Annotated in this window: 19 protein-coding genes and 1 pseudogene; 11 read left to right on the top strand and 9 right to left on the bottom strand. The window is 72.2% G+C overall.

Annotation, left to right across the window (positions count from 1 at the left end):
* Nucleotides 1-98: 98 nt before the first annotated feature.
* Nucleotides 99-344 (bottom strand): hypothetical protein, encoded by a 246-nt coding sequence (locus tag L6E12_RS01685; protein ID WP_236226081.1) that lies wholly within the window; start codon nt 342-344, stop codon nt 99-101.
* Nucleotides 345-1,551: 1,207 nt separating this feature from the next.
* Between L6E12_RS01685 and L6E12_RS01680 the strand changes: the two genes are divergently transcribed.
* The 5 genes from L6E12_RS01680 to L6E12_RS01660 all read left to right on the top strand — a co-directional run bounded on the left by L6E12_RS01680 (nt 1,552) and on the right by L6E12_RS01660 (nt 7,064).
* On the top strand, nt 1,552-3,054 hold the full coding sequence (locus L6E12_RS01680) for a glycosyltransferase family 4 protein (RefSeq protein WP_236226080.1): 1,503 nt from the start codon (nt 1,552-1,554) through the stop codon (nt 3,052-3,054).
* Nucleotides 3,054-3,551, top strand: a complete 498-nt coding sequence (locus tag L6E12_RS34660) for a hypothetical protein (RefSeq protein WP_255683034.1) — start codon at nt 3,054-3,056, stop codon at nt 3,549-3,551. The genes L6E12_RS01680 and L6E12_RS34660 overlap by 1 nt, the downstream gene beginning before the upstream one ends.
* Nucleotides 3,548-4,165 (top strand): glycosyltransferase, encoded by a 618-nt coding sequence (locus L6E12_RS01670; RefSeq protein ID WP_236226079.1) that lies wholly within the window; start codon nt 3,548-3,550, stop codon nt 4,163-4,165. Before L6E12_RS34660 ends, L6E12_RS01670 begins: the two co-directional genes overlap by 4 nt.
* Entirely contained in the window at nt 4,162-4,662 is a 501-nt protein-coding gene (locus L6E12_RS01665) for a hypothetical protein (RefSeq protein WP_236226078.1), read from the top strand. The genes L6E12_RS01670 and L6E12_RS01665 overlap by 4 nt, the downstream gene beginning before the upstream one ends.
* Nucleotides 4,663-4,742: 80 nt before the next feature.
* Nucleotides 4,743-7,064, top strand: coding sequence for a glycohydrolase toxin TNT-related protein (locus tag L6E12_RS01660; RefSeq protein ID WP_236226077.1), 2,322 nt, complete (start codon nt 4,743-4,745; stop codon nt 7,062-7,064).
* A 279-nt stretch (nt 7,065-7,343) separates the two neighbouring features.
* Here L6E12_RS01660 and L6E12_RS01655 read toward each other — a convergent pair whose 3' ends face one another.
* Entirely contained in the window at nt 7,344-8,300 is a 957-nt protein-coding gene (locus tag L6E12_RS01655) for an SDR family NAD(P)-dependent oxidoreductase (RefSeq protein WP_236226076.1), read from the bottom strand.
* Between the two features lie 61 nt (nt 8,301-8,361).
* Here L6E12_RS01655 and L6E12_RS01650 point away from each other — a divergent pair, with 61 nt between their 5' ends.
* Nucleotides 8,362-8,922: a TetR/AcrR family transcriptional regulator gene (locus tag L6E12_RS01650; protein WP_236226075.1), complete on the top strand. Its 561-nt coding sequence runs from the start codon at nt 8,362-8,364 to the stop codon at nt 8,920-8,922.
* A 172-nt stretch (nt 8,923-9,094) separates the two neighbouring features.
* Here the strand turns inward: L6E12_RS01650 and L6E12_RS01645 are convergent, their stop codons facing one another.
* Both L6E12_RS01645 and L6E12_RS01640 read right to left on the bottom strand, forming a co-directional pair.
* The gene (locus L6E12_RS01645; protein WP_236226074.1) at nt 9,095-10,117 is read right to left on the bottom strand and encodes an amidohydrolase family protein; all 1,023 of its coding nucleotides are present in this window, start codon (nt 10,115-10,117) and stop codon (nt 9,095-9,097) included.
* Nucleotides 10,114-10,827, bottom strand: a complete 714-nt coding sequence (locus L6E12_RS01640) for an SDR family NAD(P)-dependent oxidoreductase (protein WP_236226073.1) — start codon at nt 10,825-10,827, stop codon at nt 10,114-10,116. Before L6E12_RS01640 ends, L6E12_RS01645 begins: the two co-directional genes overlap by 4 nt.
* 90 nt (nt 10,828-10,917) lie before the next feature.
* Between L6E12_RS01640 and L6E12_RS34215 the strand changes: the two genes are divergently transcribed.
* Both L6E12_RS34215 and L6E12_RS01630 read left to right on the top strand, forming a co-directional pair.
* Nucleotides 10,918-11,484: a TetR family transcriptional regulator gene (locus tag L6E12_RS34215; RefSeq protein WP_308073964.1), complete on the top strand. Its 567-nt coding sequence runs from the start codon at nt 10,918-10,920 to the stop codon at nt 11,482-11,484.
* A gap of 71 nt (nt 11,485-11,555) precedes the next feature.
* A complete protein-coding gene (locus L6E12_RS01630; protein WP_236226071.1) occupies nt 11,556-12,011 on the top strand; it encodes an SMI1/KNR4 family protein in 456 nt (151 codons plus the stop codon).
* A gap of 145 nt (nt 12,012-12,156) precedes the next feature.
* Here L6E12_RS01630 and L6E12_RS01625 read toward each other — a convergent pair whose 3' ends face one another.
* Both L6E12_RS01625 and L6E12_RS01620 read right to left on the bottom strand, forming a co-directional pair.
* A complete protein-coding gene (locus tag L6E12_RS01625) occupies nt 12,157-13,149 on the bottom strand; it encodes an alpha/beta hydrolase fold domain-containing protein (RefSeq protein ID WP_236226070.1) in 993 nt (330 codons plus the stop codon).
* A gap of 39 nt (nt 13,150-13,188) precedes the next feature.
* On the bottom strand, nt 13,189-13,629 hold the full coding sequence (locus L6E12_RS01620; protein WP_236226069.1) for a MarR family winged helix-turn-helix transcriptional regulator: 441 nt from the start codon (nt 13,627-13,629) through the stop codon (nt 13,189-13,191).
* A 209-nt stretch (nt 13,630-13,838) separates the two neighbouring features.
* Between L6E12_RS01620 and L6E12_RS01615 the strand changes: the two genes are divergently transcribed.
* Complete coding sequence (locus L6E12_RS01615; RefSeq protein WP_236226068.1) at nt 13,839-14,231, top strand: alpha/beta hydrolase; 393 nt, start codon at nt 13,839-13,841, stop codon at nt 14,229-14,231.
* Nucleotides 14,232-14,450: 219 nt separating this feature from the next.
* Here L6E12_RS01615 and L6E12_RS01610 read toward each other — a convergent pair whose 3' ends face one another.
* Nucleotides 14,451-16,259, bottom strand: a complete 1,809-nt coding sequence (locus L6E12_RS01610; protein WP_236226067.1) for a serine/threonine-protein kinase — start codon at nt 16,257-16,259, stop codon at nt 14,451-14,453.
* A gap of 300 nt (nt 16,260-16,559) precedes the next feature.
* Nucleotides 16,560-17,333 (bottom strand): SDR family oxidoreductase, encoded by a 774-nt coding sequence (locus tag L6E12_RS01605; RefSeq protein ID WP_236226066.1) that lies wholly within the window; start codon nt 17,331-17,333, stop codon nt 16,560-16,562.
* Here L6E12_RS01605 and L6E12_RS01600 point away from each other — a divergent pair.
* Both L6E12_RS01600 and L6E12_RS01595 read left to right on the top strand, forming a co-directional pair.
* Complete coding sequence (locus L6E12_RS01600) at nt 17,332-17,748, top strand: MerR family transcriptional regulator (protein ID WP_236226065.1); 417 nt, start codon at nt 17,332-17,334, stop codon at nt 17,746-17,748. The genes L6E12_RS01605 and L6E12_RS01600 overlap by 2 nt on opposite strands.
* A 14-nt stretch (nt 17,749-17,762) precedes the next feature.
* Nucleotides 17,763-17,867, top strand: a pseudogene (locus L6E12_RS01595) (transcriptional regulator); the annotation flags it as partial.
* 507 nt (nt 17,868-18,374) lie between these two features.
* Here the strand turns inward: L6E12_RS01595 and L6E12_RS01590 are convergent.
* A complete protein-coding gene (locus L6E12_RS01590) occupies nt 18,375-21,272 on the bottom strand; it encodes a LuxR family transcriptional regulator (RefSeq protein WP_236226064.1) in 2,898 nt (965 codons plus the stop codon).
* Nucleotides 21,273-21,796: the final 524 nt, after the last annotated feature.

Genomic DNA, 21,796 nt, shown 5'->3' with positions numbered 1-21,796 from the left:
AGCCCGGGCGGCTCCGGTGGCGCAGGCGGCGCGTCGGGCACGGGGATGGACCCCGACGCCCTGGACTCCGTGGGCAGCCGCTTCTCCGGCCGGGCGGATCAGATCCGCGGTGGCATCGGCGGCAGGCTGAACATCAGCGCGTCGTCGCAGAGCGCGGGTGTGTTCGGCCAAGTCGCGATGGCCAAGGCCGACGAAGCCGTCCGCACCGCCCGCGAAGGCGTGGCCCGCGCGGCCACCTCGGCGGAGAGCAGCGGCCAGAAGGTCAAGGACACCGCCCAGGCAGCCCGGAGCACCGACCAGTCGAACGCGTCCAACCTCCGCCAGTCGGGCGACAGCCTGGGCAAGTCCGCTCCCCGCCCGTCAGGGAGCACGAGCACCGCCGCTCCCCGCGCCTCCGGAACGCCTGCGTCCGCACCGTCCCGTGCACCGACCACCGCGACCTCGCCCCCGCGCTCCGACACCCCCGGAACTCGTCCCCACCCATCGCGCTCGCCGAGCGTGTCCGACGGCGCGAGCGCTCCGCGTTCGGGGGCACCGGGGACGCCCGCGCGTCCGCCGGGGCCGCCGACCACACCGGATGACCGGAGCGCTCCGGCCGCACGTCCAGGTGCACCCGTGCGTCCGTCTGGTTCGCCCCCTGCTCCCGTGCCTGCGCCGGGAGCGCCTGCGAGGCCCACCCCACAGCCGACGCCCGCCCCGCCCCCCGGCCCCGGCCCGGCAGGGTCCCGACCGGCGTCGGGGCCGCCCACCGGACGCCCGGGTGGGCCGCCTGCCACGTCCGGGCAGGGGGCACCACCTCAGCAGGCACCCGGCAGGCAGAACCTGCCTCCGCAGGGACCCGGCTCGTCCGGGCAGGGCCCCAGCACCCCGTCCCAGGGACAAGGACCGCCGCGAGCAGGCCAGGTCCCGCCCCGGCAAGCGCACGGCGCACCGCAGGCGGGTCAGCAGGGGGCGCCGCGCCCGGCGAACGTGCCACCGCGGTCGGATCGGCAGAGCCCGGCGCACGGTTCGGCGCAGTCAGACCGCGCCCAGCCCCACCAGGGGCAGCCGCGGCGACCGGGACCAGATCAGCCGCAGGGGGGTCTCCCGCGACCTGGGCCCCGTGTGCCCGAGGCGGGCACCCCGGGCGACCACCTGCGGCAGGCGGCAGGCAGACCGCCCCAGCCCGGCCACGGTTCGCCTCAGCCCGGCCACGGTTCGCCTCAGCCTGGCCACGGTTCGCCTCAGCCGGACCACGGCGGGCCGCCGCGGGGCGGCGGTCCCGCGCCGCAGGGCCCACGCCCCCCGGACTCGTCCCGACCGCACCATGTCCCGCCCCGAGGGGGTGACGCTGCGCCGCAGGACCGTGGTCAGCCACCGCCGGGCCACCGCCCGCCGCCGGGCGCGGGATCGACCCCCCAGGGACCACCGCCCGGTTCGCCACGACCGGGCAGCGGTCCGCTGCCGGGTGAGCACGGGCAGCCGCGGCCCGGCCCGGCCGCCGCGCGACCTCGTGACGACGGCCTGACCGGCCCCCACCGGGACCACACGCCGGTGCGGCGGGAGCGGACCGTGCCGGACCCGGGGGCCGAACCGCGCCGTCCGGACCACCCCGGGCGACCGGAGCAGGCGCAGGACCGGCGCGACCGCACCGACTCCGCGCACCGCGCCGACCCGGACACCCCCGACGAGCCGCGCACCGGCGGCGACCCGAACCGGAGCCAGGACCAGGACACAGCCCAGGACCGGCACTCCGATCAAGACCCGACCGCCGATCACGGGAGGGTTCAGGACGGGGCTGAGCCGGATCGGGCGACCGACCCGGGGCCCACGCCTGACGAGCGCAGGGCCGCCGCGGACGCGCAGGACGCCGACGACGCCACCCACACCTTCCTGATGGTGTGCACGGAGTACAGCCCGGAGAAGGGCGGCGTCGTGGTCTTCAACCGGGCGCTCGCCGAGGCGCTGGCCGACGCCGGGCACAACGTGGTCGTGCGCATCGGCGAGGACGCCTCCCGCTACGCGGACGCCCAGCGGCCCAACCTGCGGATCATCGGTCCACGGGACCCGTCTGCCTCACCCGATTCGCGCACACTGCTCGGAACCGCGGACGATCCCGACGACATGCCCGACGACGTCGATTTTGTCATCGGGCACACGCGCTTCTCCGGCCCGGACGCCGCGGCGACCCGCGACGCCAGGTACCCGGACGCGAAGCTGGTCCACTTCGTCCACATGGTGCCCGAAGCCCTCGGCCGGGTGAAGGCGGACGACGATCCGGACGACCGGGCCGCGGGCATCGTGAACCACGCCATCGAGCGCGACCTGGTGGCGGGGGCGGACCTCGCGGTCGGCGTCGGACCGGCCATCGCCGAGAACGTGCGGGAGATGGTCGAGCAGGCCAGGGCGGCGGGAGCGCCGGTGGCGACGAAGGGGGTGCACGAGCTGATCCCCGGGATGGAGTTCGTGGACCGCAGACCGCGCTCCATCGAGGGGCGTGAGATGAAGGTGCTCCTCTTCGGCCGAGCCGATGTCGGTCAGAAGGGCGCCAAGGAGGCAGCGCGAGTGGTCTCCATGTTGCAGGCCGCAGGGCGCCCCGTTCGGCTGACCGTACGCGGTGTGCCCGAAGCGCAGGTGAGGAGGCAGCAGGCCATGCTCGCCAACATCGCCCGAGCCGATGTCGAGGTGCGCCCGTTCACGACGGACCGCTCCGACCTCCACACCGACTTGGACGATGCCGACGTGATGGTCATGACCTCGCGCGCCGAGGGCTTCGGGCTCACCGCCCAGGAGGCCGCCGGAGCGGGGGTGCCCGTCGTGGTCCCGTCCGGCAGTGGCTTCGGCCGCTGGCTCGGCGACGGGTTCTCGGCGGACAACACCGGGCCGAGCATCGTCGAACAGGGCTTCGAGGACCGAGTGCCGGAGGACCGCTGGTTTGAGGCGCTGAAGAACGTGGCGGACAATTACGACGATGCGCAGGACCGCGCCCTGGCGTTGCAGCAGGAGTTCAAGGACCGGAATGTCACCTGGTCCGGCACGGTGGAGAAGTTGATCGATGCTCTTGGGAGGCTGTGATGACCGGTGACGAACTCGTGGACCGCTATGCGCGGTTGCGGCGGGCTGCCGCGGCGTTGCTCGAGGTGACCGCGGCTGCTGAGGTGTCTGTGGTGCACCAGGACAAGTTGGATCGTTTGGCGGCGGCACTGGCGGAGTCCGGGTCCTCGAGTGCTACTGCCAGGGAGGTTGTCGATCCCAGCCTGCACCTGTTGTGCTCGCGGGATTACCAGAGCGGTACGCCAGATGGTGCACTGCGCCCGTTTGCAGGCGAGGCACGGCGCGTTCGGGAGGATTTTGCCCTCGATGATGCGACTGAGGACCCACAGGGGGAGTGGCCTGATGTGTGGGACCCGACGTTGACGGAGGTGCAGGCCATGGTGGTGGGGACGTTGTTGCGGGAGTTGGCGGCGCGGTTGGTGGCCACGGGCGATTCCGGTGGTCGGGAGTTGGCGGTCGTGGTGGGGGAGGTGGCCGACGAGGTCCTGGCACCGACGTTCGTCGGGGCGCAGCGATGAGTGGAGTGCGGCCGGTGGTGGTCTACTCCGGGCGCGGCGACCTCGTGCAGCACGGTGCGCACGAGTCCGCGTTGATGGTGCGCGGCGTCGGTCCGGAGCGCGCGGTGCGCATGGTCGTGAACGGCGCGCCGCCGGAGACGGTGCGCGCGGCCCGGCGGTTGCTGTCGCAGGTCGCCGGACGTGCGGTGGAGGTGCGTGCGTACTCGACGGACAAGCAGGCGCAGCGCGAACTGGTCCGCGCGGCGGACCTGGTCATCGTGCCCGCTCACGCGGAGAACGTCGGCTTGACCGCGCTGGACGCGATCGTGGCGGATGTGCCGGTGCTGGTGCCGGACACCTGCGGCGTGGGGAACTTCCTGGCCAGGAGCGGGCGGATCGACCCGCGGTTGGCCGAGCACTCGGTGATCCGGCGTGCCGAGGGGGAGGCGGCGGCGCCGATCGAGCGGTGGGTGGCCGGACTCGCGGCGGTGGTCGACGACCTGCGGGCGGCCCGGCGGCGGGCGGTGCAACTGCGCGAGGCGGTGGTGACCGCGTTGCGGACGCTGCAAAGCGCGGGGCAGTCGGCAGGCGATCTGATCAAGTCCATCATGACCGTGCGCGAGGAGAAGCGATGACCGACGACGACTTGGCGGCGCGGTACGAGACCCTGCGCGCGGCCGCGGCCGATGTGGTCCACCACCAAACGCCGCACTACCCCCCGGTGCCGTACACGGCGGAGCTGGATGAGGTGTACCGGTTGCTGTTGGCCGAGCAGGGTTCGGCCACGCGGGTGGGGTCGCCGGTGGGATCGCTCGATCCGACGCGGTTCAGCCTGGCGTTCACCGACTTCCGGGACGACGGGTCGTCGGCCCCGTACGGGTTGGCGGAGTTGGCGGCTGAACTCCGTGCGGACCTCGCGGGTGATCGCGGTCGCGGGGAGCACCTGCCGGGGGAGCCGGTTCGAGACGTGCACGTGTCGCAGGTGCGGGCGCTGGTGATCGGGCAGTTGCTCCAGGAGTTGGCGGACCGACTCGCTCCGGGGCCCGCCGTCGGCATGGCGCAGGCGGGGCGTGACCTCGCCGAGCTGGCGACCGAGTTCTCCGAGAAGCTGATCAACATGACCTCCATGTGACCTCCACGAGGTCCTGATGGGACCGCGATGACCGGCACGGGATTCGTGGGAGTCGGGTGCTGCCGTCCGGGAGGAAGATCATGTCCATGCGCATCGGGATCATCGGCGGCGCGGCGTACCTCGTCGAGGAGGGACCGGACCGGACCGCGCACGTCGCGGCGGGCGCACCGGTGGACGGACAGGTCGTCACGCTGCCGAACGGGCGGGAGGTCAAGCGGCTGCCGTTGAGCGAGTTCGAGTCCCTGTTCACCACGAGCATCCGCCCGTCGGAAATGGACGTCCTCGCGTTCGACCCGGCAGCGAGCTTCCTGGCGGAGGAAGCCGTCCGGCAGATCCGCGCGGAGATCCCGGACGGGCGCGCGGTGGCCTGCTTCGCGTCGGTGCTGACGGAACCGGCCTCGGGCGACAAGCCGGGCACGGCCCCCCTCGACGTGGTCCCCGGATTCGAGCGCGCGCTCCTCGCGGCCATGCCGCAGGGGTGCCACCGGCTGCTGGTCGACTGCGAGGCCACGGGGCCGCGGATGAAGATCGCGGGCCTCGTCCAGAACGAGGACGGCCACATCGGGTACTGGTCGCCGCCCGCGATGATCGGTCAGTGGTTGCACCGGCAGCGGGTGCGGGACCACCACCCCACCCGGGGTACGTGGTGGCGTGCCCAGTTCGAGGTGCGGCTGGGCGTCCTGGCCAAGATCACCTACCTCGTCGAGCCATTGGAGCTGGTGACCGACGCGGACGTCGAGGCCGCCGCCGCTGAGCTGCGCACGTTCCCCCGCAGCGCGGTCGCCACCCCGGACTGGCTGCTCGCGGCGGCCGTGCGCGGTGAGCAGGTTCGTGCCGCGCGGCAGGTCGAGCCAGAGCCGCCCCGGCCGCCGGAGCTGGTCCGGTTGTTCGACGGCGTGGACGACGCGGGCCGCTCGACCTGGTACCGGCCGGTGCTCGGGGAGCGGGAACGCGAGGCCGTGCTGGCGTACCTGGAGGGCGCGCCGCTCGTGCTGTCCGCCCGCGGCACGACCCGGGACGCGCTGGGCACCGAGGACGTGGTGCCGATGGGCTTCCACACCGACGGCCGGTTCGTCTGGCCGAGCGCGGTGGCCTACTACCTGCGGGCGCACGGGGTGCCGCCGGTGCCGCCGCTGGTGGAGTGGATCAGGGCGGCGCGGTACCGGCTGCCGGGCGGTGTCGCGTCCATCGCGATGGACCGGGCGGTGGCGGCGGCCGTCGGCAGGCCGTGGGACGAGTCCGAAGTGGAGGCCAAGGCGCACCGGGCTGTGGCACCGGTGGAGGCGGTGATCGCCGACAAGCGGATCAACCCCCGGTACTGCAGCCTGTTCGCCGAGCGGGAAGGCGCCTGGTGCCTGGTCCGCGACGGTGACCGGTACCGCGTGCAGTGGTCGTCGGACCGGTCGAGCGCGGTCCGGTTCGACGACGTGCGGCAGGCCGCGGCGTACCTGGCGGGGCAGTTGTCCGCGAACGCCGCCCGGTTCGGACCCGAGCCGGGCGAGCGGGTCCCGGCGTGGCAGTCGCCGCTGGTCGTGCTGTCCGACGACCCGCCGGTGGAGTCGTTCGCCGGTGTCACGCCGGTGGTGGTCGAGGACATCGAGGTGGACCGGTACGGCGAGCCGGACGGCAACCTGGTGTTCGCCGCGGGCACCCCGTTCGACCAGCGCGGCCTGCCCGCCGGGTTCGCCTCCCGGCCCCTGCGCCGGTACCGCCTCACCGGCGGCGCGTGGCAGGTGGCCGCGGTGACCTCGGCGGCGGGCGGCCGCGGTTACGTGCTGCCGCGGCCGATCAGCGAGTACCTGCGCTCCGGGCACCTGGTGGAGGTCACCCGGCCCGACCACCCCGGCCTGCCACCGATCACCGACGCGATGCGCGCCGAGGCGGCCCGGAACCCGGGTGGCTGGGTGTACTGCGCCGACCCGGACGCCGACCCCCGGGTGATCGAGGGCATGCCGCCACCCGTCCTGCTGGGCGGCTACAAGGTCGGCGAGGACGGCCGGTTCACCGGCGAGACCTACCTCAACGAGGACTACCGCCCGAGCCCCCGCCGCCGCGGGTACCCGGAACCGCAGACCTTCTTCGAGCTGGTCCTGGGCTACGCCGCCGCCGGGTGGCTGCCGCACGCGCGCCTGCCGCACGCGTTCCTGCGATCCTCGTTCATCGTGGAACCCGACGGCACGGGCAACCCGCGGATCGGCGTCGACGCCAACGGCACCCGCTTCCTCGCCGTCCACTCCTCCCCCCGCTACGTCCCGCAGGACGCACCGCGGGTGACCCAGGCCGAGGGCCGAGCCCTGGCCCGAACCGCGTCCGGGATCACCGTCGTCGTCAACCCCGGCACCGACTTCGGCACCCGACTCCCCGGCGACGACCTCGCCCGCGCCGCCACCCAACACCCCTGATCGCCGCCGGAGGTCCCGTCGCACCGGAGGTGGGAAGCGGTCCGACCGGGCCACTCCTGTCCGTTGGCGGGTTGAACAGGATGAGTCAGGTCGACCAGCACGGCCGTCTGGCGCTCACACCTGATGGTTGTCCTCAAGCGCAGGGCGCGCACCGAACGGCCGGGGAATCCACCGGACAGGTCGGGCACGTCGTCCCCACTGCCACGGTCACCGCCGCGGGGATGCCGCACACCTCGGAGACCGAGGGCGGTGTCGAGCCGGTCGTGGCCGCGCTGGTGGTCAGCCGTGAGTCAGCGCGGTGGAGACGGCCCAGAGGCGCTCCGCGGTGGCGGGGTCGAGAGCCCATTCCTTGACGCCGTGCGGGTGGTCGGCCATGGCGGCGTCGTCGGGCACGGTGTACGCCTCCTGGGCGTCGTCGAGGTAGTGCCCGCCCGTGCGGGCGAACTGCGGCGCGACCGCGGCGACGACGGTGGTCGCGGCGCCCTGCCCGATCGTCTTGTAGGCGAAGATGCCCGCGGCTTCGGCCGCGTCGAGGGATTGCCTCTGCGCCGGGGTGAAGTTCCGCTGCAACCCGGTCACGACCCCGCCGGGGTTCACCGCGTTCGCGAAGATCCCGTCGGCGGCCCAGCGGCGGGTCGCTTCGACGGCGAACAGCGAGTTCGCGGACTTCGACCGCGCGTACGCGAGCTGCGGGTCGTAGGCCCGGCGGAGGAAGTGCGGGTCGTCGAAGTCGACGCCCGAGCGCATGTGCGCGGTCGAGCTGACCGAGACGATGCGCGCCTCGCCACGGTCAGCGGCCCCGCGGGTGAGCGCGTCGTGCAGGCCGGTGGCCAGCGCGAAGTGGCCGAGGTGGTTCGTCGCGAACTGCAGCTCCCACCCTTCCCGTGTCCGCTCCAAGCCTGCGGTGACGACGCCTGCGTTGGCGACGAGCAGGTGCAGCGGCCCGTCCCAGTCGTCGGTGAAGTGCCGGACGGACGCCTGGTCGGCCAGGTCGAGCGGCGAAACGCGAGTCGCGCCGGTGGTGGCGTCCGCGACCGCTCGACCGGCAGCCGTGTTCCGGACGGCGAGGGTGACCTCGGCGCCTGCGGTCGCGAGGGCGCGGGCCGTTTCGGCGCCGATCCCCGAGGACGCGCCGGTCACGATCGCGCGGACCCCGGAGAGGTCGATGCCGTCCAGCACCTCGTCCGCGGTGCTGGAAGCGGAGAACGGGGTGGTGATGAGGGCACGGGTGGTCATGCTGCGACTGTACAGACTAAACGATTTCTGTCTAGTTAGTTCACCACCGTAGGATCGGCGCATGGTCGCACCCGAGACGTCGAACGTCGGCACCGCGAGCCGTCGGGACGCGGTGCTCGACTCGGCGCTGCTCACCTTCGCCCGTCACGGCTACCGCAAGACCTCCATGGAGGAGGTGGCGCGAACGGCCCGGATCTCCCGGCCGGGCTTGTACTTCCTGTTCGAGTCGAAGGAAACGCTGTTCCGGGCCGCGTTCACCCGGGCGCTGGAACAGGACCTCGCCGCGGCCGAGGCGCTCCTCGCCGCCACGGACCGGCCGCTGCGCGAGCGCCTGGCCGGGGCCTTCGACCGTTGGGCGGGCCGCTACGCGGGACCGCTGGGCCGGGACGTCACGAACGTCATCGAGCAGAACCCGGACCTGCTCGGTGAGATCGTCGAAACCGCGCCGCTCCGCTTCGCGGACCTCGTCACCGACGCGATCGCCGAGACCGCGGAGCGGGCGTCCGCGATCCGGATCACGCAAACGCTGATCAGCGTCTCGATCGGCTTGAAACACCAGGTCGAGACGCGCGAGGCGTACTTCGAGCGCTTCACCGCCGCAGTCGACCTCCTCGTCGGCTGACGCCCCGGACCGCCACGGCCTGCCGGGCGATCCGGCCTGCCACTCAGAGGTCGGCGATCACCTCGCGGTGGCGCGCATCGATGTCCCGCGTGCCGAACACGGCCTGCACCATGCCGATGGGCGCCGGGAAGGACTCTCGCTCGTCGATGCGCTGCGCACCACAGGTGGGCAGTCAGGTGTCGAGCGGGCTCGCCGCTTCGAGCGGTCCGCCTGCCTCCTCCGGGATGCCGAAGAGGTGGCGGGCGTTCCCCGAAGTGAAGGCGTCGCGGGTGCTCCGGTCCGGGAACGCCAGGAGGAACTCGTCGATCTCCTGCCGTGTCGGCACCTGGAAGGGGTAGTCGGTGGAGAAGAGGATCCGGTCGGGTGTGGTCACGGTCAGGGCGTGGTCGAGCAGCGCGCGGTCGAGCATGCCCGACGCGGTGATCCAGACGTTCTGCCGCAGGTACTCGGTGATCGTCCGGTCGAGGCCCGCCGACCGGGCGACCCCGTCGGCCCGCCCGTGCCAGAACAGCAGGAGCTCGCCCCAGTGGCCGAGGACGAGCCGCAGGTCCGGGTGTCGGTCGAGGGCGCCGCTCGCCATCAGCCGCAGCGCCGCGGTGCCCGCCTCGACGTGCCACCCCCACCCGAACGTCGCGAGCGCCAGGTCGACCGGATCGCCGAGGCCGCGGTAGGCGGCTCGGCGGACGGCGTCCGGGGGGATCTGGGGGTGGATGAAGACCGGCTGGCGAAGCTGCTCCGCGACCGCCCAGAGGTCGCCGAACCGCGGGTCGTCGAGCGGCACCTCGCCGACGCGGCCGTAGACCATCACGCCGGTGAGCCCCAGGGCTGTCGCGCGTTCGAGCTCGGCCGCCGCGGCCGCCGGGTCGGCCAGCGGCAGCGTCGCCATGCCGCGGAAGCGGCGCGGGTTCGACCGGACCGCGTCGCTGATCGTGTCGTTGGCGTCGCGGCACAGCGACACCGCCGTCCGCGGCGAGGGGACCTGCGCGCCGGGTGGGGCGAGCGAGAGGACGTGCATGTCGACGCCCTGCCGGTCCATCGTGTCGGTCCGCAGGGCGCCGAGGTCCCGGAGCCGGGCGCCCGCGTCGCCGTGCTGGTTCAGGACGAGGCTGTCGTCGACGAGCCCGGTCGGGAGCGCGCGGAGGGAGTTGTCGACGCGGTCGAGCGTCCAGTGCTCCTCGATGCCGATCAGGGTCACCAGTTCACCGCCCGGCCGTGCCGGTCGAGGTACCGCAGCCCGGGGACGCCGTGCTGGGCGTCGACGGTGTCCACGAGCGGCGGGATGCTCTCGTTGATGTCGAGGGCGGCGCCCGGTCCGCCCATGTCGGTCCTGACCCAGCCCGGGGCCATGAGCAGCAGCGCGCGCCCCTCGTCGCGGTGGCGCACCGCGTAGCTCCGGAACATCTGGTTGAGCGCGGACTTGGTCGCCCGGTACACCTCGAACCCGCCCCTGGTGTTGTCCGCGACGCTGCCCTGCCCGGAGGACATCACGGCGATGGTGCCCGTGGGGGCGACGAGGTCCTGCAGGGTTTCGACCGTTCGCATCACGCCCAGGACGTTCGTGCGCATCATCCGGTCGAAGTCCTCGTCCGCGATGTCCACGCCCACGGCGTCCCGGTCGGCAAGCGACACGCCCGCGACGACGAAGAGCAGGTCGAAGACGCGGCCTGACAGGCGGTGGTGGAGTGCTGCGAGCTGTGCGCGGTCGGTGATGTCGACCCGTTCGACCTCGACCGAGGCCCGGTGCCGGGCCGCGAAGTCGAGCAACGGTGAGGGGTGGTCGTCCCGCACCGTCGCCACGACGTGCGCGCCGCGGCCCGCGTACGCCTCGACGAGAGCTTCTCCCAGTCCTCGGGAGGCTCCGATGACAAGGGCGTTCTGGATGGGGGTCTGCACTGTTGTGGTCATGGACAACTCCTCTTCGGGGGACACCGCGATTCGCTCATCGCTTGTTGAGCGAGCGTAGCACCACTCGCTCATCGCCTGTAGAGTGAAATTGTGGGAACCGGAAGAACACGAGCAGAACGCCGCGAAGCGACCGCGGCGAAGATCCTCGAGGCCGCCCGAGCCGAGTTCGGCGCGAGGGGGGAGAGCGCGACGGTGCGGTCCATCGCGCGCCGCGCGGGTGTCGACCCGTCGCTCGTGCTACAGCACTACGGCTCCAAGCAGGCGTTGTTCACCCTGGCCGTCCGACCCGTGGCAGAACTGCGATCCGATGACGTCGTCGGCCACCTGACCGAGGTGCTCGACGCGCGGATGCGCGAACTCCCACCCGCCACCCGCGCCCTCATGCGGTCCATGCTCACCTCGGAGGAGGCGACGTCGGTGATGCGGGACTACCTGCAGGAGCGGGCAGCGGTCCTCGCCCGTGCGATGCCGGGTGCGGACAGCGAACTCCGGGCCGCCGCCGTCGTCTCGAGCATCCTCGGGCTGACCATCGCCCGCCACTTCCTCGAACTCGCACCGCTCACGGACGCCGATCCGGCCCGGGTGGCCGCCGTGTTCGAGACGTGGCTGGCACCGCTCGCGCCCCCGACGGCGGGCGTCCGCGGCGCCAGTGCGTGAACCGGCTCGTCCGACGCACCGTGGAGGATCACCATGCGATCCGCACTTCGCGTGACACCTCGGAGGAGTCGATGACGGTGACGATCGAGGACGTTGTGGCCCACCTGATCTCGACGGGGCTCGCGACCGAGGAGCAGATCGTGCCGTGCACCGCCGCGGAGATCGAGGAACTGCGGGCGGACTGGGGCACCCTGCCCCCGGTCTACGAGCGGTTCCTCGAGACCATGGGCTGCGGGGCGGGCAAACTCCTGATCGGCACAGACTTCTTCTACCCCGGCACGCTCGACATCCACGACACCGGCATGGAAATCCTCCGCGACGACGACAACCTCGACCTGTTCCCGCCGGGATCGACCGTGATCGGGTTGCACGGGGGCTACCAACTGTACTGGTTGGAACCGGAGGGAACGGCCCGGCTGTACACGGAGGAGACGGGGATCATCGGCACGTGGCCGTCGTTGGCGGAGTTCCTCCTGGCCCAGATCGGCTTCGACGTCACCGCGTACACCGCCCTCGGTCAGTTGTGACAGCGGAGGTCGACGGCAGCTACGTGTCGAGGAGGTTCAAACACAAGAGCAGCCTGCACCATCTCGCGTATCCGGACTGCGTGGCGCTCGGATACGTCGTTGGTCGTGCCGCCTGCGAAGGCCGCCCGCGGGGCTCGTCTGCTTCTCACTGCCGGTCGTCTCGAAGTAGACGGTGCAGCCACTCGCGCCGCGCGGTGCGGGCTCGCTGTGCGACGGTCGAGGTCGGCGCGAACAGGTCGAAGCCGTGGAAGGCGCCGGGCCAGACGTGGAGTTCGGCGTCTCCTCCGCAGCTCCAGATCCGCTGCGCGTAGGTGACCGTCTCGTCTCTGAACGTCTCGGCCGAACCGACCTCGAGGTAGGTCGGCGGGAGGTCGGCCAGGGAGTCGGCGCGTGCGGGGGCGGCGTAGGCGGGCAGTTCGCGTCCGGCCGGGCCTCGCACGCTCTCCCAGGCGGTGTGGTTCGAGACGTCGTCCCAGACGCCGATCCCGTGCATCTGCCGGGCGGAGGGGGTGTCGTTGCGGTCGTCGAGCATGGGGTAGATCAGCAGTTGGCCTCGGGGGGTCACCTCGCCGGTGTCGCGGGCCCGCAGCGCGAGGCCCGCGGCGAGGTTGGCGCCTGCGCTGCCACCGAAGAGGACCACCGATGCCGGGTCGGCGTCGAGCTCGGCCGCTTCGCGGACCGTCCACAGCAGCGCCGCCCAGGCGTCGTCGTGCGCAGCGGGGAACGGGTGCTCGGGGGCGAGCCGGTACTCGACCGAGACCACGAGCGCGTCCAGGTCCGCGGCGAGGTCGAGTACCCCCGGCAGGCCGTACCGGGCGTTGCCGAAGATCAGGCCCCCGCCGTGCGTGACGAACAGGACGGGCCTGCCCTCGCGACGTGTGGCAGGCGTCGCGACCAGGAGCTCCACCGGGGGGTTCCCGCCCGTCCCGGGCGCCGTCCGGGCGGACAGCTCGAACCGCGGGTCGGCGGCGATGTCCGCGTACGACACGATCCGCTGCTCCACGGCGGCGCGTTCGGCCAGGACGGTGTCCGGCCGGATACCGACGGCGATGGTGTGCCCGTCCGCGTTCCGCAGGACCTCCTGCAGCTCGGGGTCGAAGGCGGGGGCGCGTGTTGTGGTGCGGGGTGAAGTGGTCATGTGGTCCTCCGGTCCTCGGGGTGGGGCCGTGCGAAGGTCTTACCGGTCGGCCGCGGATGCGGTCGCCGACCGGAGGCGTGCCGTGAGCGCTTCGGCCGCCGCGAAGAGCCGGTCGGCGTCGATCCCGGCATCGGAGGTCGCACCGTAGAAGGCTTCGGCCAGCGCCGTGGCGCAGACCCGTTCCAGGTCCGCGCCATCCGGGGTGAGTCGTACACGTCGGCGCCTGCCGTGGTGCGGGTCGTCCTCGACCAGGCACCAGCCGCGCTCGACGAGGGCGGGCAGGACCCGACTGATCGACGCGTCGCCGATCCCGAGGGACTCCGCCAGGGCGTGCTGGGTCGTCGCCCCATCCCGGCGCAGGCCCCGGAGGACCCGGTAGCGCGCGAACGAGATGCCGTGCTTCTCGCCCAGGAGCAGGTCTGCTGCCCGCCCCAGCTCGGCAGCGAGGTTGTGGATCACCAGGGCCGGGTCATCGCGCACGACAAAAGTATTGCCTCGGCAATATTGCCCTGTCAAGACAAGTCGTCTTCGCGCATGCGGTAGCTGTCCGCGCAACGACGGCCGCGGACGCCGCAAGGTCACCGACCCGGGCGAGGCGGGGTGATGTCGGAGAAGGCGAGAGCGGTTGTGCCTCTTGCGCGGACGACTCGGGTTGCCCGGTCGCGGCAGCTCCCAACCGGGGAGAACTGGTGCGCAGGTTCGAGCAGGGCCAAGAGGGTCCGCTGCAGTTCGGTCCGGTCGCGAGGCGCGATCCTCGCCAGTCTGCGGTCGAACTCGGTCGCGAGCGCTGCCAGTGCGCGGTCCCGCGCCGCCTCCACCTCGGCGAGCACGAAGAACTCCTTCGTCTCAAGACCGAGTGCGGCCGGCTCGTGGCCGACCTGCACCTGCCCGGCGACATCGACGCATCCGCGCCGCTGCGCGCGGTGGTGCTCTCCACGCCCGGCAGCAGCGTGAAGGAGCAGATCGGCGCGAACCACGCGTCCCGGCTCGCCGCCCGAGGCATCGCGGCGCTGGTGTTCGACCCCGCCCGCTCGACGCCATGGCCGACGCGCGCCTCGAAGAGGCCCGCGGCGGTGAGCTGAGCCGCGTGAACTGGCTGCCCGACACCTTGCAGGACGCCGCCGCGGCCGGGCTGACCGATGTCGACACGACCCAGGCGATCACGTTGAACCCGAGTACGTCGACGCTGCCGTGGATCGGCTCGCCGACTTCTACTCGGACAACCTGTAAGAGGACGGGCACGGTGAGCCGGTGGTACGCACGAACATCCCGCGCAACGGCACCTGTGCCTGCGGCGAGGTTCACCCCGACGGGTTGCGGGCGGCCACGGAGCGGGCCAGGGACTCGGCCACCGCGCACCGCTGCTCCGCCGTGGCCCCCGAATCCAGCTCGACGTCGAAGTAGATCACCTCGACCCAGTCGTCGCCTTCCTCGGTGTCCTTGAAGTAGGGCCGGTACTCCAGCTTGATCAGGCACGTGTCCTGCCCGTCGTCCCCGGACAGGGTCGTGGCCCACACCGCTCGGCGGCCGCTGAACCTGTCCTGGCGCCGGTCGTCACGCGCGAACTGGGACTCCTGCTCCCGGGCGAAGTCCACCGAAATCTCGACATCCCGATCGGCGGCGTCGTAGAAGCACGCCCAGCCCCCGAAACCCGGCGAAGACACCAACCCGGGCCCCGCCGCCTTGACGACGTCGGCCTCCTGCGCCATCTCGCACGCTGTGCGCTCGGACAGCGAGTTGGGGGCGAGCGGACGCGACCGGCGTGGGACCTGTCCGCGCGCCGCGACCGACATGGCACCGGTCAGGAGTGAATCGGCGATCGCACACAGGGTCTTCGGGTCCGTCGTGCCGGACCTGGCGGTGACCAGGACGCGGTGCGCGTCGAACAGGTCCAGGTACCGGCTGCACAACCCCTCGACCGCGGGTGGCCATGCCTTGACCCCGAACTCGCCGGTCGGGCCCGCGCCGTCGTCCGGGCCGAGCAGCTCCACGGCGGCCGACACGATCTCCTCACCGATCGGTTCCGGCTTGATCCAGTACCCGCAGCGGTTGAAGTTGCCGTACTCGGTGTCCGGGAAAACCTTGCCGTAGGGGGAAACCGTGTCCTCGATGAGGAGTGCGCACGGGTCGGCGGTTCGATGATCGCCCATCGTGCCGTACTCGGGCAGCGCGGCTGCACTCTCCCCGGGCGGCATCCGGTCGGCGACGACCAGTGTGGTGGCCACCGTGACCGCCACCAGGGCAACCGCCGCGCCTGCGAGGACCCACCGGCGACTTCGACGCGAGGTGCGGCCTGCCACGGTGACCGGGGCGGACGCCAAGTGCACGCCCGCCACTTCCGCCAACATGCTCTTGGCGGTGCGGGCGCTGGGCCGGTCCGCAGGGTCCTTGGCCAACATCGAGGCCAGGACGGGCCCCAGCTCACCGGCGGCCTCCGACGGGGAAACCTCACCGGCGACGGCGCGCTGGAACCGCGCCGCGGGCTCCACTTCGTCCCCACCCCACGGTGAATGCCCCTCGACGGCCGCGAACAGCGTCGCACCGAGGGCGAACACGTCAGCGGCGGGACCGGCCTCCCGGCCCGCCGCCACTTCCGGCGGGAGGTACCCCGGTGTCCCCGCCACGAGCGCGTCACCGGTCCTGGTGACCTCCGCCCACCGGGCGATGCCGAAGTCGGTCAGCTTCGCGGTGCCGTCGTCGGCGACGAGGATGTTTCCCGGCGTCACGTCCCGGTGCACCATCGACCGCTCGTGCATCCCCGCCAACGCGTCCGCGACCTGCGCGCCCACCCGGGCGGCGGCACCCGGTGACAGCGGGCCGTCGTCGTCCAACACCCGGCCGAGGCTCCGCGACGGCAGGTACTCCATCACCAGCCACCGCTCGTCGCCGTCCACGACGACGTCGAACACCGTCACCACGCGGGGGTGGTGCAACCCGGCGGCGATCCGCGCCTCACGGCGGAACTGCCCGTCATCCCCCACCCGGGACCGCTTCAAGGCCACGACCCGGCCCAGTTCCAGGTCGAGCCCCCGCCACACATCCCCCATCCCACCGGCGCCGACCTGCTCGTCCAGTCGGTACCGACCCGCGATCGCACGATCGTCATCCACGGGCAGTGATCATAGCGGCACAGAACCGGCTGGAATCAGCCTTGATGCTCGAAGCACCCACCACGAGTCCGGCGACCTCGGGACGCCTGGCGCGCCGTTCGGGATGCCATGCGCCGTCGACGTCAGATCACGATCGCCGAGGTGCGCGGACTGGCGCGCGGGGGAGGGGCGGAGTTGCTGACGGCGATGGACCTGCGGTTCGCCTCCGTGGAGCGCGCCGGTTTGGCGCAGAACAACAGGCCCGGGGTGGCGGTTCCATCCGACATCGGTTGTGCCACGTCGGTGCGGGTGCCGTCTTGTTCAGGTGCCGCTTCTGGCCATCACCCGTCGCGCGATGGCGAGGACGAGGCGCGTCGGCAGCAGCCTGCCGAACAGGTGGGCGCCCAGTGCGTTGGCCCTGCCGTCGATGACCGCTGGTCCGTTGCCGGACAGGGCGCGCACCACGGTGGTGGCGACAGCCTCGGCGCTGCGTGTGCCCCGGGTGTTCATCGGCGTCTTCGTGGGGCCGGGACTGACCACCACCACCCGGACCCCGGTGCCCCGGGTCTCGGCCCACAGCGCCTGGGTGAACGAGACGACGTACGCCTTCGTCGCCGCGTACACCGCCAGGTAGGGGGCGGGGACGTACCCGCCGGTGCTGGCGATGTTGACCACGGCCCCGTGGCCACGGGCGACCATCGCGGGCACCAGGAGCGTGGTGAGTTCGGTCAGTGCGGTGACGTTGAGGTCGATCAGGGAACGGAACCGGGCCGGATCGCCGTCGAGCACCGGCCCTCGCGCGCTGAGACCGGCATTGTTGACCAGCACCTCCACCTCGATGCCCTCGTCGGCCAACGACTTGGCCAACCGCGTCGGCGCGTCGGCGGCGGCGAGATCGAGCGGGAAGGCGCGCACGGTCACCCCGTGACGCCTGCTCAGCCGCTCAGCCGCCTCGTCGAGCCTGTCGGCGCTGCGGGCGACCAGGACGAGGTGCACGCCGGAGGCGGCCAGCCGCTCGGCGATGGCCGCCCCGATGCCGGTGGAGGCGCCGGTGACGACGGCGAACGTGTCGCGCATGTGCGCTGCTGTGGTCATGGTCTCGACGGTAAACCTTGACGTTGATGTCAAGGTCAAGGTGGACTGGGGCATGCGCATCGGCGAGTTGAGCGAGGCGACCGGCGTCAGCAGCCGGGCACTGCGCTACTACGAGCAGCAGGGCCTGCTGCGCAGCGAGCGCCTGCCCAACGGGTACCGCGAGTACGCCCCCGAGTCGATCGAGGTCGTCGCGTTCATCCAAGACCTGTTCCACGCCGGTCTGTCGTCCGACGTGGTCCGCGACATCCTGCCGTGCGCCGGAAACGAGCACCCGCGCGGCGACTGCGCCGAACTCCTGGCGCGCGTCCGCCAGGTCCGCGACGAACTCGTGCGGCAGGAACACCACATCGCCGAGCGCCGCAGGCGACTGGACGCCTACCTCGCCGACGGCCACGAGGCGCTCCCGGCCCGCTGACCCAGCTCGCAGGCATGTCACCGGACTACTACGCCCGGATCGAGCAGGGGCGCGGCCCCCGGCCCTCAGTCGCGGTGCTCACCGCGCCTGCTCGTGGGCTGCGGCTGACGTTCGACGAACGCGATCACCTGTTCCGCCTCGCCGGTCATTCCGCGCCGCCTCGTGCCGGTGGTGCCGAGCACAAAAGCGGGCGCAGGTGGAGGACCTGCGGGGCAACCCTCGCGGCCCACCCCGCCGATCCCGCGGTGGTGGGGTTGGTCGAGGCGCTGCGCGCGAAGAGCGAAGAACTCGCCTGCCTCTGGGACCGGCACTTCGACCGGTCCGCGGGCCACGCCGCCGAAAGCATCGCCCCGGAGCCCGGCGGCAGCGTGGTCATCGGCATGATCCCCGCCGCCAGGTCGTGCGGGTCGCGCGTTCCTGCGCGCGTGCTTCGCGGTGGACTGTCGCCGTTCCCGCCCAGCGCCGAACGACCCCCCTCGCGTCGTTCTGCTTGGCTCGCCCCCCGGCGCCCGCGGCCTTGGGCTCAGGGAAACCCGCAAGGCTCGTCCGCACCGAGCAGCATCCGTCGCTCAGCGGTGTCGATTTTGTGCGCGGCAATGGCGAAGTTCGGCAGGACCGGTGCACCATCACTTCCGCGAGATGGAGCCCGCGAGTGCGGAGGAAAGCTGGGTTCGGCGGCGTACACCGAGCTTGCGGTAGATGCTCGTGAGGTGGAACTCGATCGTGCGCCTCGAGACGTTCAGCTTGTGCGCGATCTCGTCGTTCGAGTTCCCCTCGAGCACCAGACCGGCCACGCGGCACTCGTGCGGCGTCAGCGCGAGCGCGTTGGTCCGGGGGTCGGGTGGCGCGGCCTTCGCCGGTCCAGTGGGCTGCGGGACTTGTGCGCGTGGTGTGCCTGCGGGGGTCAGGTCGGGGAGCCGCTCCCCGGGCTCCACGACGACGCCGCACTGCTCACCGAGCGTCCTCGCTTCCGCGAGGTGTTGCCGACCGGCGTCGTGTTGCCCCTTCTCCCACCGCGTGATGGCGAGCTCCAGCAGCACCTGTGCGTGCAGCATCCGCGCGGGCGACCGCCGCAGCACCGAGTCGGCCTCGGTCAGCCACGGGGCGGCGGCGGCACCGCCGGTCGCGATGCCCACGGTCAGCAGCGCACGGCCGATCGCGGTCGGTGCGCCCCACTCCCGCGCCAGTTCCAGCTCCCGCAGCGCCAAGTCGAGGGCGGGCTTGCGCTGCCCGAGCCGGAGGTGTGCCAGCGCCGCACAGGACCGCCAGGGCCGCAGCGCCGGGCTGCGCCTGCCCCAGGCCTCGAACCGCTCACCGCATTCGAGCTGGTCGGCCAGCGCTCCCTCGCTGTCACCGAGCTCCATGCGCAACGCGCCCCTGGCGTGCAGGAGTGCCGTGTGGTGCCAGGTGCGCGGCAGCGTCCTGGACCCGCCGAACGGCCGGAGCGCGTTCTCCGCCGCGCCGACGTCGCCGAGCGCGAGCTGAGCGCGAACCTGGGCGTCGACGGCGGAGACCTGTCCGAAGTGGTCCGGGGGCAGTTTCGCCGTCCGCGCCGCGGACAGCGCGAGCTCCGCGTCCGCGACCGCCTCCGCGAAGGCTCCGCAGTGGTGGTGCGCCCGCGACCGGAGGGTGTGGCCGAGCAGCGCGATCAGGGTCATCCCCCCTCGGTGGGCTTCGAGCAGGATCTCGTTGCAGTGGCGCAGCACGAGCTCCGCCTCGTCGGCGCGGAGGAGGGAGTCGAGCACCCCGACCATCCGCTGCGGGTCCTGCACGGTGGAGGCCGCACCGCCGGACAGCGCCGCGAGCGCCGCCTTCCGGCACAGCGGCAGCTCGACGCCCCGGTTGCTCGCGTCTTCGGCGACCAGTCCCGCCAGCGTGCGGCCGCGCGCGTCACCGCGGCGCCACTCCTGTTCGTCGAAGTGGCGGAAGTCCACCCGACCGGCCGCCGGGTCCCGGGACGGCACGGTGATCCGTTCGAGCAGGCGCACCATGTCGGCGGCCGCGGGGATCTCCTGCTCGATCTCGGCCGCGGTCCGGCGCAGCACCTCGCTCGCGCTGTCGTACGCACCGTCGAAGCAGAGGGCCTGGGCGAGCCTGCAAGCGACCGCGAGAACCGTCTCCGGGTCGTCCAGCCCGGTCATCCCCTCCTGGAGGTGCACCACGGCCATCCGCGGGTCGAAACAGATCTCGGCAAGACCGAGCCGCAGCACCAGGTCCGTCCTCTGCGCGGCGGTGAGGTCCTCGTCGAGGGCCCTGGTGAGCAGCTCCACGCCGGTGCGGGGATCGCCCTCGGCGACCACGGTGTCGGCTGCGGTGCGCAGGGTCTCCAGCACCCAGGCGCCCAGCCGGGAGGAAGTCCGCAGGACGTGGCGTGCCACGAGAGGTGCGGGCGCCCGCGTGCGGTGCAGGAACCGCGCGGCCTTGGCGTGCAGTTCCTCGCGCTCCCGGTAGCAGACCGCGCTCTCGATCGCGTTCTTCATCACCGAGTGCGTGAACGTGAGCTCGCCCTCCGGGGCGAGCACCCCCATCCCCTCCAACTGCCGGACCTGATCGGCGGCCTCGCCGGTGTTCATGCCGATGACGGCGGTCAGGAGGTCCAGGTCGGCGGGCTCCACGACCGCGATCGCCTTGGCGACCTCGACGAGTTCGCGCGACTGGCGGTTGAGCCGCGCGAGCATCGATTGACCGAGTTTCTCGGATTCCGGGCGGAGCAGGTCGCCCGCGGCTTCCTCCTCCGGCGGTACCGATCGTTCCCGCATCAGACCCAGGACGTGGCTCATGACCATGGGGCAGCCGTTGGTGGCGTGGAGGACGGCCCGGGTGAACTTCTCGTCCGGTGTGCGTCCGAGCATCCGCTCGGTGAGGTCCACGACTTCCTGCGGCATGAAGACCGCGAGCCTCATGCGCTCGGAGTAGATCTCCAGCTCCGCGATGAGCAGGGGATCGGTCGGCCGGATCCCGGGCGTGCGGGTCATCAGGACCGCGATCGGGAGCTTGACGACGCGGTGGACCACGTAGTTCAGCCAGCGCAACGACAGCACGTCCGTCCACTGCACGTCGTCGACGACCAGGCAGAGCGGTGCGCGCAGTGCGAGCTCGGCCGTGAAGCGGTAGGCACCCCGGATCGCCCGGTGGACGTGGGCTCCCTCGAAGTCGTCCACCTCGGCGGTGAAGCGCCCGGCGATGACGTCGTGCCCGTGCGGTGCGGCTTCGGCGCCCTGGCCCGCGGGCCGTTCCCCGCGCAGGTGCTCGAAGAGCTGCTGGACGACGGCGAAGGGCACCCCCTGCTCCATCGGCGAGGCCGTCGCCCGGCAGACCACGAACCCGCGCTCGTGGGCGAGCTCGCACGCCACGTCCAGGAGCGTCGTCTTGCCGATCCCGGTCGCGCCTTCCACCAGGAGCGTGGCGGGGGTCGCGGCCTTCGCTGATTCGAGAGCCTCGGCGATCCGTTCCAACTCCGCACCGCGGCCGACGAGGGAGGCCCGGCTGCCGGTATTCCGGTGCTGGTGTGCGTGGGCGACCATTTGCGCGCTCCGTAGTTGTCACTAGGCCATTCGAGTGGTGCGTGGGTCAATTCCGGTCGTATCGGCGTCCTGACAATTCCACGGTGGGGGTACCCGCCCGGTCAAGTTCGTGAACCGTCGCGGGCGGAGCGCTTGTCGTGGCTGAATCCGCAGGTCGCCCTGGGGTCGGGTCCGTTCAGGACGTTGACAACGTCGTGCCCGGGCGCGAGTTGCGCCGAAATTTGTCACACGTGCACCGTGCGTTTCTCCAACCGACCGGAAGCGGGGCGGAGTCGTCCGAGTAACACCGATGGGCTCGCGGTCCAGTGTCAATGGGGAAAGGTGCGCGCACCGGTGGGCCCTTGACGAAGGCCGCGACGAACCTCAGGTAAGCGAGATCACGCAGTACGGGGCGATCGGACAGCGTCATCCCTGTGTTGTGCCGCCCAGCTCGTCCGTGGGCGTGGACGTGACGGTGGGGGCGGGATGTTCCGGCAACCTGGTCGACGCGCCGAGCTGCGGCGTCAAGCGGGTGGCGGATGTTA

It is taken from the genome of Actinokineospora sp. PR83, assembly GCF_021056305.1.
Lineage (GTDB): Bacteria > Actinomycetota > Actinomycetes > Mycobacteriales > Pseudonocardiaceae > Actinokineospora > Actinokineospora spheciospongiae.
The sequence above is the reverse complement of the archived record's forward strand: the minus strand, read 5'-3'. Positions and strand labels throughout refer to the sequence as shown.